At 36.9% G+C, this 14,267-nt stretch carries 15 protein-coding genes; 13 read left to right on the top strand and 2 right to left on the bottom strand.

Going from position 1 to position 14,267, the window contains the following annotated elements; translation table 11 throughout:
- Nucleotides 1–62: 62 nt before the first annotated feature.
- Nucleotides 63–1,334 carry a phosphoribosylamine--glycine ligase gene (gene purD, locus DSM03_RS03035; RefSeq protein ID WP_128759514.1) on the top strand — a complete coding sequence of 424 codons (1,272 nt, stop codon included), beginning with the start codon at nt 63–65 and terminating at the stop codon, nt 1,332–1,334.
- Between the two features lie 73 nt (nt 1,335–1,407).
- On the opposite strand, the gene DSM03_RS03030 is transcribed toward purD, so the two are convergent.
- Nucleotides 1,408–1,623, bottom strand: coding sequence for a DUF6341 family protein (locus DSM03_RS03030; protein WP_420813101.1), 216 nt, complete (start codon nt 1,621–1,623; stop codon nt 1,408–1,410).
- 81 nt (nt 1,624–1,704) lie between these two features.
- On the opposite strand from DSM03_RS03030, the gene DSM03_RS03025 reads away from it, so the two are divergent.
- The 6 genes from DSM03_RS03025 to DSM03_RS03000 all read left to right on the top strand — a co-directional run bounded on the left by DSM03_RS03025 (nt 1,705) and on the right by DSM03_RS03000 (nt 6,942).
- A complete protein-coding gene (locus tag DSM03_RS03025; protein ID WP_128759513.1) occupies nt 1,705–2,628 on the top strand; it encodes a DUF6427 family protein in 924 nt (307 codons plus the stop codon).
- Nucleotides 2,625–3,269 (top strand): hypothetical protein, encoded by a 645-nt coding sequence (locus DSM03_RS03020; RefSeq protein WP_128759512.1) that lies wholly within the window; start codon nt 2,625–2,627, stop codon nt 3,267–3,269. The genes DSM03_RS03025 and DSM03_RS03020 overlap by 4 nt, the downstream gene beginning before the upstream one ends.
- Nucleotides 3,266–4,261 carry a DNA adenine methylase gene (locus tag DSM03_RS03015; RefSeq protein WP_128759511.1) on the top strand — a complete coding sequence of 332 codons (996 nt, stop codon included), beginning with the start codon at nt 3,266–3,268 and terminating at the stop codon, nt 4,259–4,261. The genes DSM03_RS03020 and DSM03_RS03015 overlap by 4 nt, the downstream gene beginning before the upstream one ends.
- Nucleotides 4,262–4,267: 6 nt before the next feature.
- Entirely contained in the window at nt 4,268–4,882 is a 615-nt protein-coding gene (locus DSM03_RS03010) for a DUF4254 domain-containing protein (protein WP_128759510.1), read from the top strand.
- A gap of 3 nt (nt 4,883–4,885) precedes the next feature.
- Entirely contained in the window at nt 4,886–5,926 is a 1,041-nt protein-coding gene (locus DSM03_RS03005; RefSeq protein WP_128759509.1) for a glycosyltransferase family 9 protein, read from the top strand.
- A 71-nt stretch (nt 5,927–5,997) separates the two neighbouring features.
- Nucleotides 5,998–6,942: an NAD(P)H-dependent flavin oxidoreductase gene (locus DSM03_RS03000; RefSeq protein WP_128759508.1), complete on the top strand. Its 945-nt coding sequence runs from the start codon at nt 5,998–6,000 to the stop codon at nt 6,940–6,942.
- 74 nt (nt 6,943–7,016) lie between these two features.
- Here DSM03_RS03000 and DSM03_RS02995 read toward each other — a convergent pair whose 3' ends face one another.
- On the bottom strand, nt 7,017–8,069 hold the full coding sequence (locus DSM03_RS02995; RefSeq protein ID WP_128759507.1) for a ferredoxin--NADP reductase: 1,053 nt from the start codon (nt 8,067–8,069) through the stop codon (nt 7,017–7,019).
- Nucleotides 8,070–8,176: 107 nt separating this feature from the next.
- Here DSM03_RS02995 and DSM03_RS02990 point away from each other — a divergent pair, with 107 nt between their 5' ends.
- From DSM03_RS02990 to DSM03_RS02965, 6 genes are all read left to right on the top strand, one after another.
- The gene (locus DSM03_RS02990; RefSeq protein WP_128759506.1) at nt 8,177–9,646 is read left to right on the top strand and encodes a DUF5687 family protein; all 1,470 of its coding nucleotides are present in this window, start codon (nt 8,177–8,179) and stop codon (nt 9,644–9,646) included.
- A gap of 52 nt (nt 9,647–9,698) precedes the next feature.
- A complete protein-coding gene (locus tag DSM03_RS02985; RefSeq protein WP_128759505.1) occupies nt 9,699–10,412 on the top strand; it encodes an ABC transporter ATP-binding protein in 714 nt (237 codons plus the stop codon).
- Nucleotides 10,413–10,734: 322 nt separating this feature from the next.
- The gene (gene porW, locus DSM03_RS02980) at nt 10,735–13,251 is read left to right on the top strand and encodes a type IX secretion system periplasmic lipoprotein PorW/SprE (protein WP_128759504.1); all 2,517 of its coding nucleotides are present in this window, start codon (nt 10,735–10,737) and stop codon (nt 13,249–13,251) included.
- The gene (locus DSM03_RS02975; RefSeq protein ID WP_128759503.1) at nt 13,248–13,655 is read left to right on the top strand and encodes a bactofilin family protein; all 408 of its coding nucleotides are present in this window, start codon (nt 13,248–13,250) and stop codon (nt 13,653–13,655) included. Before porW ends, DSM03_RS02975 begins: the two co-directional genes overlap by 4 nt.
- Nucleotides 13,624–13,839: an AtpZ/AtpI family protein gene (locus DSM03_RS02970; RefSeq protein WP_073095719.1), complete on the top strand. Its 216-nt coding sequence runs from the start codon at nt 13,624–13,626 to the stop codon at nt 13,837–13,839. The genes DSM03_RS02975 and DSM03_RS02970 overlap by 32 nt, the downstream gene beginning before the upstream one ends.
- On the top strand, nt 13,836–14,234 hold the full coding sequence (locus tag DSM03_RS02965; protein ID WP_128759502.1) for a DUF6168 family protein: 399 nt from the start codon (nt 13,836–13,838) through the stop codon (nt 14,232–14,234). The genes DSM03_RS02970 and DSM03_RS02965 overlap by 4 nt, the downstream gene beginning before the upstream one ends.
- The last annotated feature ends 33 nt before the right edge of the window (nt 14,235–14,267 follow it).

The following is a 14,267-nucleotide window of genomic DNA, read 5'->3' as shown; positions in this document are numbered from 1 at the left end:
AATTAGTAGGTCAATTTACAAACATTTATTTTTGACGCTTAAACAAATCTTAAGCTATTACGATGAATATTCTCATTCTTGGTGCTGGTGGTCGTGAACACACCTTTGCCTATAAAATTGCACAGAGTTCTAAATGTGATCGTCTTTTTGTAGCTCCCGGGAACGCCGGTACTGTTGCATTAGCCACAAACGTAGAAATTGGTGTGACCGATTTTGAAGCCATTAAAAAACTAGTGCTTGATGAGAACATCACGATGGTAGTTGTAGGACCAGAAGATCCGCTGGTACACGGGGTGTATGACTTTTTTAAAAACGATGCAGCACTTAGTGAGATTGCTGTAATTGGTCCGTCAAAACGTGGAGCCTTGCTAGAAGGAAGTAAAGAGCGCGCTAAAGAATTTATGGCGATGTACAACATCCCGACAGCAGCTTACGAAAGTTTTAAAGCTGAAAGTCTGGAGGCTGGTAAAGCATTTTTAGAAGAATTGAAGCCTCCGTATGTATTGAAAGCAGACGGGTTAGCAGCCGGAAAAGGTGTGGTAATTCTGAATGACCTTGATGAGGCAAAAGCCGAATTGACCGACATGTTGACAAATAAAAAATTTGGGGCAGCAAGTGAAACAGTTGTGATCGAAGAGTTTTTAGATGGTATAGAGCTGAGTGTTTTTGTACTTACCGATGGTAAAAATTACATTACGCTGCCTACAGCTAAAGATTATAAGCGTATTGGTGAAGGTGATAAAGGTCTAAATACCGGCGGAATGGGAGCGATCTCTCCGGTACCTTTTGCAGACGCTGCCTTAATGGAAAAAATAGAAAATAGAATTATCAAACCTACAGTAGAAGGTCTAAAAGCTGAAGAGATTGAATACAAAGGTTTTATTTTTATTGGTTTGATCAAAGTAGGAGATGAGCCTAAAGTGATTGAATATAACGTGCGTATGGGCGACCCAGAAACAGAAGTTGTACTTCCTAGAATTAAAAATGATCTGGTATCGGTTTTTGAAAAAGTGGCTGCTCAAAAATTAGATGAGGTTGAGCTTGATCTGGATTCGCGTTCTGCTGCGACTGTAATGCTTGTAAGTGGTGGTTATCCTGAAGCTTATCAAAAAGGCAAAGTACTTACCGGCAGTGAAGATGTTGAAGATTCTTTGGTTTTTCACGCAGGTACAAGCTTAAAAGATGGTGATGTTGTTACTGCTGGTGGACGGGTAATGGCTGTAACTTCATTAAATGATGATTTTAGAGAAGCACTTAAAACTTCCTATACTAATATTAAAAAGATCAAATTTGATCAAATGAATTACCGTACAGATATAGGTTTTGATCTATAAGATTGAAATAAGATAGCATTAAAAAAGCCTGCTATCAGCAGGCTTTTTTAATATGTTGAATCAAGATTAAATCTTAACCGTGAATGTTATGATGCTCGTCTTTGTCAAATTTGTTTAATTGTATACACCAGTATGTAAATGCAACAGATACAATGATTATAAAAACAAAGTTTAACAGGTTTGCGGCAAACCAGCTGCTGTCTTGCAGTTTACGAATTGCATCTAGAGGTGCAAACGCTACGTTGACAAAAAAATCTTGAATTCCGTAAAATAAATCTTTCAATTCCATAATTGTATACTTTTACAACGTGATTACCACACTTGCACATTTTATTTTAATTGGTGCGATGCAAAAATAGAAAAAACTAGGATGCTTACAAGCTTTTTTGGCGTTTCAAAACCTATAAATTTTGCGATGATTGTTTTAGCAGTTGTCGTATACTTTACCGGATTCTACATTGTTTCAGATCGTTATGAGCTAACAGCTTATGGGATATTGAGTCAGTTTATGGTTCTTTTAGTCTATCTTTTTTCTTTAGGAGTACTCAATTTTGTGGTAAAACGCAATACGCTTACCAAGCGAAATACCTATATACTTTATTTATTTGTGTGTTTTACGTTTGCTGTGCCGGTGAGCTTTTTCAATACCGGAGTGATACTTTCTGGGGTATTTGTTTTTTTAGCCTTACGTAGAATCATCAGTTTAAAGTCTGTTACTGATTTCAGTAAAAAAATATTTGACGCAGCTTTTTGGATAGCGATTGCATCGCTTTTTTTCTTCTGGAGTATTCTATTTTTAATCGTATTATACTTTGCAATACTCTTTTATGGAAGAGGAGAATATCGAAACTGGCTGATGCCTCTAGGCGGAATTTTTGTTGTAGCTATACTTACGTTTACCTTTAGTTTATACTATGAAGGAGTGCTGGAGTTTACACTCAATTATGTAGAACTGCCAACTTTAGATTTTACAAATTACAGCACTATAAAATTACTCATACCGGCATCATTCTTTTTAGCATTGTATGTTTGGTGTGGGCTGCGATATTTAGCTCAGATTTCTGATGCACCTCAAAATCTAAAAGCTTCATATATTCTTATTTTAATAAGTTCGCTTGTAGCGTTAACCATTGCTATATTTTTAGCTCCTTTACACGATGGGAGCGAATTGTATTTTTTCTTTGGTCCGCTGGCAATCATAACGGCTAGTTATATAGAGACCAGTAAAAGTTTTTGGTTTAAAGAAATGATTTTGTGGTTAGCACTCCTTTTACCTATAGCGATATTATTTTGAAAGAGTTAGATTTAGTAGCATTAGAGACCGAGCTTAAAAAGCGCTGGCCTTACCGAGATCTCTGGTTTAGAAAGCAGAATGACATTTGGGATAATTACAGCAATTTTATTTATCATACTCAGGAGTTTGAAAACCTTATTGAACGCATAGAATTTACTGTAAAGAAATTTGATTTAAATAAAAAGCACTTTTTCTATTATACCGTCAACCGCTGGTATAATTACTGGAGCTGTAGAGCTGTAGAGCAAATTTTCACCGGGCTTGAGGGCGTTATAGCTGCAGAAAATAAAAAAGATCGCCTAGTAGATTTTAGTATTCAGCGCGTAAAATTTGATTTAAAAACCACAAAGTTTCCCAGAGGTTTTGGTTGGAATCTAAAATATGCCCAGAGTCACGAACAAAAACTCATCAAGTGGTTGTATTTAAATCAAAGCATGGGTAGAAGATTTCATACCGAAAATAGATTGTTTTTAATCGTGTATAGTAGTGATGGATATCATTATAAACTGAAAGCTGAAATTGCCTGGTTACGTACGGTAGTTGAAAATTATGTGGCTCAGTTTACTCCTGAGCAATTGAAGAGGCCACATATTGATGAGACAAAACCGGCATATTCTGATATAATCTGGGCAATACGATGAACTATATAGGCTCAAAACATAAACTTTCAGAGTGGCTGCTTAGCAACATAAAAGCGGTTTGTGGTGACAACCTTTCTGATCAGATTTTTTGTGATTTGTTTGCAGGTACGGGTAGCGTGGGCAAAACATTTAAACCACTTGTAAAACAAGTTATTGCCAACGATTTAGAGTATTACAGCTATGTTTTAAACCGAAATTATATTGGGAACAACACAGCTCTTGAAGCCGGTTTTTATATTAAAAAACTGAACACACTTCCTGCAATAAAAGGCTTTATTTTTAATAATTACAGCGAGAACGGTAGCTCTAACCGCTTGTATTTTTCCTCAGAAAATGGTAAAAAGATAGATGCCATTAGAGCACAGATTGAAAAGTGGTTTACAAAGAAAGAAATTAACGAAGATCTTTATTTTTTCCTTTTAGCAAGTCTTTTAGAAAGCGCTGATAAGGTTGCCAATACTGCTTCGGTTTATGGTGCTTATTTAAAAAAGCTTAAAAAATCGGCTCAAAAAGAATTAAAACTTCAGCCTGCAAATTTTAAAATAACTGCCGGTGAGCATTCGGTTTATAATCAAGATAGTAATGCGTTAATAGCTGATATTGAGGGCGATATTTTATATTTAGATCCGCCCTATAATGCACGTCAATACGGCGCTAATTATCATGTGCTCAATACTATTGCAAAAAAAGATACCTTTGTACCCAGAGGAAAAACCGGTTTGCGTACCTATTCAAAAAGTGCTTTTTGCAGTAAAGTTAAAGTAGTAGAAAGCTTTGAAAAGTTAATTGAAACCGCACACTTTAAAGTAGTTTTTTTAAGTTATAACAACGAGGGTTTAATGCCTGCAGAAACCGTTAAAAGAATTATGCAGCGTTATGGTAAATATGATTTAGTCACTAAAGAATATCAGCGTTTTAAAGCAGATAAGACTGAAAGCAGAAATCATAAAGCAAGCGTTACAACCGAATATTTACACGTATTAGAAAAATAAAATATTATGATTACACATACTGCAAAACGCATTTTTGAGAAGGCCGTAGATGATTACCACATAAAAGATCGCGTTGATCAGCCATTCAGTAATCCGTATGACACAGATGTTGATTTTTTAGAGCATTTATTATACCGTAAGGCTTGGATAGATACCGTGCAATGGCATTATGAAGACATCATTAGAGATCCGCAAATTGATCCTGTTGCTGCTTTAAAATTAAAACGTCAGATAGATGCTTCTAACCAAGAGAGAACGGATATGGTGGAATATATAGACAGCTATTTTTTAGACGAATATAAAGATATTGAGCCTAACAAATCGGCGACCATAAATACCGAAAGTCCGGCGTGGGCATTAGATCGCTTATCCATTCTTACTTTAAAGATTTATCATATGGAAGAAGAAGCAAGTCGTGAAGATGCTTCTGAAGACCATAGATTGGCCTGCCAGCAAAAACTAGATATTTTACTAGAGCAGCGTGTAGATTTGTGTACTGCGATAGACACCTTGGTTAAAGATATTCGTAATGGCGATAAATACATGAAAGTCTACAAACAGATGAAAATGTATAACGACGACGAGCTAAACCCTGTATTGCGCGGGCAAAATAAAAAGTAGGTTATGCCTTCTCCAAAAGCGCCACATATTCTATGCATCCGGTTTTCGGCGATGGGAGATGTGGCGATGACGGTTCCGGTGTTGCTGGCACTTACACGGCAGTATCCAGAACTTAAAATCACGGTTTTATCTAAACCATTTTTTGCACCTTTTTTCAAAGGAATTCAGAATGTCACTTTTTATGGTGCCGACGTTAAACAAGAATATAAAGGTGTTTGCGGACTTTTTAAACTCTATAAAACCTTAAAACCAAAACAGTTTACAGCGGTTGCAGACTTGCATAATGTGCTTCGGTCTAATGTGTTGCTTTCTTTTTTTCGCTTACGCGGAACTAAAAATGCGCAGACAGATAAAGGCAGAGCCGAAAAGAAAGCATTAACTCAACAAACTAATAAAGTTTTTAAACCTCTTAAAAGTACACATCAGCGTTATGCAGATGTCTTTAAAGAATTGGGTTTCCCTGTTGATCTCAAAGGGGATGAGGTATTACCGAAACAAAAATTAAGTAATGCGGTTTATCAGGCATTGGGGAACGAACCTTTTAAGTGGCTGGGAATAGCTCCTTTTGCAGCACACGATGGTAAAAAATATCCGTTGGAATTGTTAGATGTCTTACTGGCTGATCTGGCTTCTAAAAAGTATAAGATTATTCTTTTTGGCGGTGGAACCAAAGAGCAGCAATTGCTGAATGCTTTTGAGGCAAAATATAAAAATGTTGTAAATGTTGCCGGTAAATTTTCATTTACTGAAGAACTTGCGCTCATTTCACATTTAGATGCTATGCTGGCGATGGATAGTGGCAATGGTCATATGGCAGCACTTTTTGGTGTTCCTACAGTAACACTTTGGGGCGTGACACATCCTTATTTAGGTTTTGCGCCGTATATGCAACCAGAAAAAAATCAGCTTAAAGCAGATCGAGAAGAATATCCTGCTATTCCAACTTCAGCCTACGGAAATAAAGTCCCGGAAGGTTATGATAAAGTAATGCACAGTATCAAGCCTAAAACCATTCTTAACCGCCTCATTCAAATTTTAGATTAGACTTTTACCGCTGTTAATTGTGTTATAAACACAAAAAAGTTTAGGTATCTTCCTTTTCTAATTTTTGTGTTATGAAAACTCCGCTTACGCAACTCTTACAAATTGAGCACCCTATCATTATGGCACCTATGTTCTTGGTATCTAATGTAGCGATGGTAAAAGCTGCAATGCAGGCCGGGATTGCTGGCTGTATACCAGCTTTAAATTACCGTACTATACCTGAATTACAAGAGGCAATAATAGCCTTAAAGGCTGCAAAAACGGAGAATGGTGCGTTTGGTTTTAATCTGATTGTAAATAAATCAAACCTTAAGTTTCCAGAGCAACTCGCTGTTTGCTGTGACTTGGGCTGTGAGTTTTTTATAACCTCCTTAGGAAACCCAAAACAAGTGATTGAAGAGGCACACAAAAAAGGAATTCTTGTGTTTTGTGATGTGGTAAATTTAGAGCAGGCAAAAAAAGTAGAAAGCTTAGGTTGTGATGCAGTGATTGCTGTTAACAATGAGGCCGGCGGTCATCGCGGAAGCCTTTCACCTCAAAATTTAATTGAAGAATTGAATCAAGTTCTTAGTATACCAGTGATTTCTGCAGGTGGAGTGGGGACTAAAGCAGAGCTGGAAGAGAAGCTAAAATTTGGTGCAGTTGGCGTGAGTATTGGCAGTCCGTTTATTGCTTCAGAAGAAGCAGGTGTTTCTAATGAATATAAGGAGGCCTGTGTGCAGTATGGAGCTAATGATATTGTATTAACCCAAAAGATTAGCGGAACGCCGTGTACGGTGATTAATACGCCTTATGTGCAAGAAATAGGCACCGAACAAACATGCCTTGAAAAGCTTTTGAATAAAAATAAATGGCTTAAGAAATACGTGAAAATGCTGCGTTTTTTAAAAGGAACCAATATGGTGACTAAAGCCGCTACCGAAGCTACCTATAAAACCGTTTGGGTTGCTGGTCCCACCATAGAGCATAGTAAAGCCATAGAACCGGTGACAAAAATTATTAAGCGATTTATATAGAGATAATTAAAAACTAAAATTCCCTCAACAATTTGATCTGTTGAGGGAATTTTTATTTGATGGAAAGAATATTTTTAAATATCATCAAAGTCAACAACCAGATTTGTTGAGGTAGCCAGTGCCTGGCAAGTTAAAATCAATCCTTCTTCAACTTCATCATCAGTTAGAATCTGATTTTTACGCATTACGGCTGTTCCTTCGGTAACGCGAGCAATACAGCTGCTACAAATACCTCCCTGGCACGAGTGTGGCGCATCTATATCGTTATCAAGAGCGGCGTCTAAAATTATTTTATTCTGTGGAATAACCAACTCAAACTCTTCATCGTCACAAATGATTTTTAAATTCGTTTGACCGTCTAAAGATTCGGCGATCTCCTCACCATCATCAGAAGAGGTAAAAAGCTCAAATTTCACCTTCTCTTTTGCAATTCCGTTTTCTTCTAAAACAGTACGAACACCATTGATCATTTCTTCTGGCCCACATAAAAAGAACTGGTCAAAATCGTGAGATTTAAATTTATTCTTCAATATAAAATTAACCGTTGCTTTTTCGATTCTTCCAAAGTGCGCATCAGTCTCTTGTTTACGGCTGTAGATAAACTCAATAAACAAGCGGTCTGGATACTGTAATTGTAACTCCAGGAGTTCTTTGTGAAAAATAGTTTCTTCAACCGTACGGTTTCCGTAAGCGAGTACAAAGCGACTTTTAGGTTCTTCTTCTAAAATGGTTTTTACTATAGAAAGCACGGGAGTTATACCACTTCCGGCTGCAAAAGCAGCATAATCTTTAGCATTTTGGCCGTTAGGCTCTACAATAAATTTTCCTTCCGGTGGATGTACTTCCAGCGATTGACCTACGGTTAATTTGTTGTTTGCGAGTACAGAAAAGGTTCCGCCTTCAACTTCTTTTACGGCTACTTTTAAATTTCCGCTTTGCGGAGTAGAACATAAGGAATAAGCACGACGAACTTCTTTACCGTCAATTGTTGTTTTTATCGTGATGTATTGACCGGCTTTAAACGAATAGGTTTCTTTTAACGCGTCTGGAACACCAAAAGTAATGCTTACGGCTTGCTCGGTCTCGCGTGTAATATCTTGTATAGTAAGTGCGTGAAAATCGCTCATTGCTTAAAAATTTTGGCAAAAATACAAAGCAAGACGGTTTTGAGGCGTAACATTTTTATAATTTATGCACTAATGCATTAACTAAAAATCCTAAAAAAACAAAATAGATGATTAAACACTTTATCAATCTGGAATGGAAGAGCTTTTTTAGGTCTGCTGCTTTTCAAACCAATCTGGTTTTAAAAATCTTTATGGCGCTGGGGGCGCTCTATTTTATTGGGATTTTTACGCTTGCCGGCGTTGGTGCTTATTTTGGACTTGAAAAAGCCGGACTTGAACCACTGGAAACCGTAAACCGGTTTATGATTTATTATGTGATTCTGGATCTGGTGATAAAATATATGCTTCAAAAAATGCCGGTTGTCAACATCAAGCCCTTGCTGTTGTTGCCTTTTAAAAAGGCAAAAATTGTTGATTTTGCTTTGGGCAAAACCATGCTCTCGTTTTTTAATATCGTACACGCCTTTTTCTTTATTCCTTTTAGTGTGGTTTTAATTGGTCAAGGCTATGATCCTGTTCACGTAATTACTTGGCATCTGGGAATGCTGGCAATGATTTACATCAATAATTTTATAAATGTATTTCTCAATGATGCGATGCCACTTGTTATTGGTCTGGCTTCAATAATAATTGGAATGGGCGCCTTGCAGTATTATGGTATTTTTGATGTGACACCTTACACAGGAGCTTATTTTCAAGGTTTATTTGAGCAATTATGGATGTTTGCTATTCCTGTTGTGCTTGCCCTTGGTTTATATAAAGTGGCGCACGCGTATTTCTTAAAACGCCTGTATCTTGATCAGGGCTTGTCTGCAAAAGCGAAAGTAGCAACTACCGAAAATTTAGATTGGTTAGACCGCTTCGGAAAAACTGCGCTTTTTCTTAAAAATGATATCAAGCTGATTAAACGGAATAAGCGCTCTAAAACTACGGTGATTATGAGTGTTGTTTTCTTGTTTTATGGACTCCTCTTTTTTACCGGTGGAATTGAAAGCTACGACAATCCATTTATGAAGATTTTTGCCGGGATATTTGTCACAGGTGGTTTCTTATTCAGTTTTGGGCAGTTTGTTCCCAGCTGGGACAGTTCTTACTACCCATTGATGATGACTCAAAACATCAGTTATGAAGAATATTTAAAGTCAAAATGGATGCTGGTTGTTATTGCTGCTGGGATTTCTACCATTTTAGGTTTGGGCTATTTGTATTTTGGTTGGGAAGCTTACGCCGCGGTATTTGTTGGTGGAATTTACAATATGGGCGTTAATGGCCACGTGGTGCTCTGGGGTGGTGCGTATATTAAAACTCCAATAGATCTAACGAGTAATAAAAAAGCCTTTGGCGATAGTTCATCATTCAACGTAAAAACGTTATTGATCACGATGCCTAAGCTGTTGTTGCCAATAGCCTTGTATGCGATTGGGCATTTTACACTAGGACCTGTATTTGGTTATGCATTAATAGCTTTAGCCGGAGTTGCCGGTTTTGCATTTAGAGATTTTATGTTCAAAAAAATCATTGGTATTTATAAAACCGAAAAGTATAAAACCATAGCCGCTTACAAACAGAAAAACTAATATCCCATCCCTAACCCTTCCCCAAGGGAAGGGAACTATAAAAACTAAAATTATGATACATATACACGACTTATCAAAAACTTATAACGGTGTGACCGTTTTAAAAATAGACGAACTTCATATTCCTAAAGGAGAATCCTTTGGCTTGGTAGGAAATAATGGTGCAGGTAAAACCACATTGTTTAGTGCTTTGCTCGATTTGATCCAACCTACTACCGGATATATTCAAAACGGAGAAGCTAAAGTAAATGAAAGCGAAGCCTGGAAATCGCACACGGCATCTTTTATTGATGAAAGCTTCATAATAGGCTATCTCACTGCGGAAGAATATTTTTACTTTATTGGTGAACTCCGCGGTCAAAATAAAGCTGATGTAGACAAACTACTTGCTGGATTTGAAGATTTCTTTAATGATGAGATTTTAGGAAAACGCAAATACCTACGCGATCTTTCTAAAGGAAATATGAAGAAAGTGGGTATCGTAGCAACACTAATCGGGAATCCGGAAGTTGTGATTCTAGACGAACCTTTTGCTAATCTTGATCCTACCACACAAATTCGCTTAAAAGGAATCATCAAAAAACTAGCAGCAGAAACCGGCATTACCGTTTTGGTTTCAAGTCACGACTTGATGCATGTCACCGAAGTTTGCGAACGCATCGTAGTACTCGAAAAAGGAAGCGTGGTTAACGACATCAAAACTTCTGAAGCAACACTCAAAGAATTGGAGGCATATTTTAGCAAGGAGAAGCCTTTAGTGGAGTAGGTCTAAGTTTTAAAATTAAAATCTTTTTGAGGTGGGTTATTTAAGTGTAAAAGTTTTCGGAGGCTTTGTTGTATGGGCCACAAAATTATTTAAAGGGAACTTCAAAAAGTGTGTAGATCACCCAAATTCGTTTTTGATAGGTTGTCTCTTGATATTAGGATTCGCTTCTCTAGTTATACTATTCCAAACGAGTTAATCTATTCCTTAAAATTATTTTTAACGCGTTTTTAACCCCTTCATACTAATTTTGCTACTTTGCAGTTATTGCTATATACTCTAAAACGATTTGCAAACTCTGGTACAAAAATTACTCGTTTTTCTAATGTTACTGGCTGTTCTTGTGGGATGCTCCCGCAAGAAAGACAAGTTTTTGTCGCGTAATTTTCACGCGATAACTGCTGAGTATAACATCCTTTTTAACGGGCGGCAGGCTTTTGAGCAAGGTCGCGATGCGCTTATAGATGGCTATCAGGATAATTTTTGGGCCATTTTACCTATTGAGCGTTTAGATTCACCAGATTTTATTCCATTACCGGGAGCGGCTAAAGATCCTAGTTTTGAACGTGCCGAAGAAAAAGCTATAAAAGCCATACAAAAACACAGTATGGAGATTAACGGTACCGAGCGCAACCCTCAAATTGATGAGGCTTTTATGCTGCTTGGTAAATCGCGTTATTATGATTTACGCTTTGTGCGCGCTCTGGAAGCTTTCAATTATATTTTAGCGTATTATCCTGCGAGTAACAATATTGCACAAGCCAAAATTTGGAAGGCAAAAACCAATTTACGTTTAGAGAAAACTAAAATTGCAATAGAAAGCTTGCACAAACTTCTTGAAGAAGAAGATGCGTTAGATCATCAGGATTTTGCTGATGCTTCAGCGATGTTGGCACAAGGTTATATTTATGAAGACCGCCTGGATAGCGCATTGGTTTATATTGAAAAAGCCGCTTATCTTACCCGTAAGAGTGAAGAAAAAGGTAGATATTATTTTATAAAAGGGCAATTATATGACGTGATAGGTCAGGATCAATTAGCCAATGCAAATTATGATAAAGTAATTGATTTGAACCGTCGTTCACCACGCCGGTATATGATTAATGCCTACATCAATAAAATCCGGAATTTTGATTACGAAACTCAGGATCAGGGACAACTTTTTGAATTGCTTACAGCTTTAGAAGAAAACCGTGAGAACCGCCCCTATTTAGATATCATTCAGCATCAATTTGCAGAATTTTACCGCAATGTAGGACGTGAAGATTCCGCAGTTGCATACTATAATAAATCGATCGCTTCTCAAGGCGAAGATAAATACTTGACTTCGCGTAATTATTTAAGTTTGGGAGATCTTAATTTTAATAATTCAGAATACATTACAGCAGGAGCTTATTATGACAGTACACTTGCTTTTTTACCTGAAAGAACGCGTGAATATCGCAGTATCAATAAAAAGCGTGAAAATCTTAGCGATGTGATTCTCTATGAAGGTCTCGCTACCCGTAACGACAGTATTTTAAATCTTGTTAAGATGAATGATACCGATCGTTTAGCCTATTTTGAAGGTTATATAGCAAAGCTAAAAGAGCAAAAAGCAAAAGATTCTATCTCTGCTGAGGTTGCTGAAGCTACTTTGGCTAACAACGAATTTTTTGTGGCAGATAACAATAACGCCCCACCAACTGGAAGCGGGTTTTATTTTTACAGTCCGGTGCAGATTGCTCAGGGAAAACTTGATTTTAAAAACCGCTGGGGAAGCCGCCCCAATGAAGATAACTGGAGATTTTCTGATAAGCAGGCAGGCGCATTGGAGCAAAATGAGATTGCCGGAGAAGAAGACTTGCTTGAGACAGCAGAGAACGGTTTGTATAATGCAGACAATTATATTAGTAAAATTCCTTCAGAAAAACCTATAATAGACAGTATTAGTACGGAGCGTAATTTTGCTTATTATCAGCTTGGTTTGATTTATAAAGAAAAATTGAGAGAACCTATTTTAGCAATAGATCGTTTAGAGCGTTTATTACTTAATGACCCTGAAGAGCGTTTAGTGCTTCCGGCTAAATACAATTTGTATCAACTTTATGAAGCCCAGGGAGATGCTTTCAACAGTGATAAATACAAGTTTGATATCCTTCAGAATTATGCAGATACACGTTATGCCAGTATAATTAGAAATCCTAATGAGGCTTTAAGTCAGGATGAAGATAGTCCTGAGGTGTTGTATAACAAGTTGTACCAGAGTTTTGAAAATCAGAAGTACGCTGATGTGATATCAAAGGCAGACAGATATATAGATGATTTTGCAGGAGATGCTTTTGTTCCAAAATATGAGCTGCTAAAAGCAACTGCAATAGGCCGTTATCAAGGTTATGAGGCTTATGAAGAAGCTTTAAATTATGTTGCACTCAATTACCCCAATCAAGAAGAAGGTAAAAAAGCAAAAGAACTTTTAGATAAAGCTTTGCCTCAATTGAAGAGCAAAAATTTTGTTGCTGATGCCGAAGCTAAAACCTACAAGTTATTGTATGATTTTAAAGCCAATCAGTGTGATTCAATTGGTAAAACACGCGATTCTATAAGTAGTTATTTAACAAGAAATAATTTTGGTGATATAAGCGTTTCTCAAGATGTTTACAACAGTGAAATTAGTTTTCTGACCATTCACGGTTTTAAGTCTAAAGTTGAAGCCTTATATTTTAATGAACGGTTGATAGAAGCAAAATTGCTAGCGCGAAAAGAAGAGCAAGAGCCGGTTGTTATAAGTTCTGCAAACTACAGAATTATACAGCTGCATAAAAATATAGATGCATATCAAAATTTAGAATCAGAACAATGAGAAAAGACAGATCTGCAAAACTTCCGGAAGTAGGAAACAAACAAAACAGAATCAGTGAAGGAACGTCTATTGTAGGTGAAATTAAATCTGAAAGTGACTTTAGAATAGACGGCAAACTCGAAGGGAAAATTGAAAGTACCGGCAAAGTAGTAATTGGTAAAAACGGTCTCCTTAAGGGAACATTGATTTGTAAAGAAGCTGATCTTGAAGGTATTGTAGATGGCAACCTCAATGTTGAAGGCTTATTAAATTTGAGAGCATCTGCCGTGGTAAAAGGAGATGTTGCTACAGGCAGGTTGGCGGTAGAGCCGGGTGCCGACTTTAATGCGAGCTGTAATATGGGCAACGGCGTAAAAAATCTAAGCAACGACGATGTCAGAAAAGAAACCGGAAAGTCCGCTTAAGAGCTGGGCAAAATTTTCAACCATCGCTATTCAGATGGGTGTAACTATTTATCTGGGTAATCTTTTTGGAGCCTGGTTAGATCGTAAATTTGAAACCACATTTTTAGAACCTGTTGTATCACTAATAGCTGTTTTCTTGTCTATGTATGTGATCATACGTGCCGTAAAAAGCCTCAATTCATGAATCTTACAAAACCTTTAACAACAGCTGCCTTGATTATCGTGGCTTTAGGTGTTGTTTTTTATTTTTTACATCTTGGTGTTTTAGATCTGCTCGATGTAGAGTTGCCTTATGATTTATTCAACTTTTATCTCTTTGGAGCGATTAGCAGTTTAATCATATGTCTAACATTTATAACGCTTCCTAAGTTGCTTCCGGAGCTCCACGATAAGCTGGGGTTTATGTTTTTGTTTTCCATTTTTGCAAAACTCTTTTTACTTGCGTTAATTTTTAAGAATTTACTTTTTTCAGATACGGTTTTTACGAGAATGGAACGTCTTAGTATGCTGATACCCATATTTATATTCTTAATTTATGAGGTCTTGGTAATTGTTAAAATCTTAAAAAAACATTCTTAAGTCTATTTCTTGATAAAAAAGGTGCATTTGTGA

The sequence above is a fragment of the Leeuwenhoekiella aestuarii genome (assembly GCF_004104055.1).
Taxonomy (GTDB): domain Bacteria; phylum Bacteroidota; class Bacteroidia; order Flavobacteriales; family Flavobacteriaceae; genus Leeuwenhoekiella; species Leeuwenhoekiella aestuarii.
This window is presented reverse-complemented; position numbering and strand designations above follow the sequence as displayed.

Coding starts and splice junctions, on each gene's coding strand:
- purD (WP_128759514.1), top strand. CDS start 63: ATGAATATTCTCATTCTTGGTGCTGGTGGTCGTGAACACACCTTTGCC.
- DSM03_RS03030 (WP_420813101.1), bottom strand. CDS start 1,623: ATGGAATTGAAAGATTTATTTTACGGAATTCAAGATTTTTTTGTCAAC.
- DSM03_RS03025 (WP_128759513.1), top strand. CDS start 1,705: ATGCTTACAAGCTTTTTTGGCGTTTCAAAACCTATAAATTTTGCGATG.
- DSM03_RS03015 (WP_128759511.1), top strand. CDS start 3,266: ATGAACTATATAGGCTCAAAACATAAACTTTCAGAGTGGCTGCTTAGC.
- DSM03_RS03010 (WP_128759510.1), top strand. CDS start 4,268: ATGATTACACATACTGCAAAACGCATTTTTGAGAAGGCCGTAGATGAT.
- DSM03_RS03005 (WP_128759509.1), top strand. CDS start 4,886: ATGCCTTCTCCAAAAGCGCCACATATTCTATGCATCCGGTTTTCGGCG.
- DSM03_RS03000 (WP_128759508.1), top strand. CDS start 5,998: ATGAAAACTCCGCTTACGCAACTCTTACAAATTGAGCACCCTATCATT.
- DSM03_RS02995 (WP_128759507.1), bottom strand. CDS start 8,069: ATGAGCGATTTTCACGCACTTACTATACAAGATATTACACGCGAGACC.
- DSM03_RS02990 (WP_128759506.1), top strand. CDS start 8,177: ATGATTAAACACTTTATCAATCTGGAATGGAAGAGCTTTTTTAGGTCT.
- DSM03_RS02985 (WP_128759505.1), top strand. CDS start 9,699: ATGATACATATACACGACTTATCAAAAACTTATAACGGTGTGACCGTT.
- porW (WP_128759504.1), top strand. CDS start 10,735: ATGTTACTGGCTGTTCTTGTGGGATGCTCCCGCAAGAAAGACAAGTTT.
- DSM03_RS02975 (WP_128759503.1), top strand. CDS start 13,248: ATGAGAAAAGACAGATCTGCAAAACTTCCGGAAGTAGGAAACAAACAA.
- DSM03_RS02970 (WP_073095719.1), top strand. CDS start 13,624: ATGTCAGAAAAGAAACCGGAAAGTCCGCTTAAGAGCTGGGCAAAATTT.
- DSM03_RS02965 (WP_128759502.1), top strand. CDS start 13,836: ATGAATCTTACAAAACCTTTAACAACAGCTGCCTTGATTATCGTGGCT.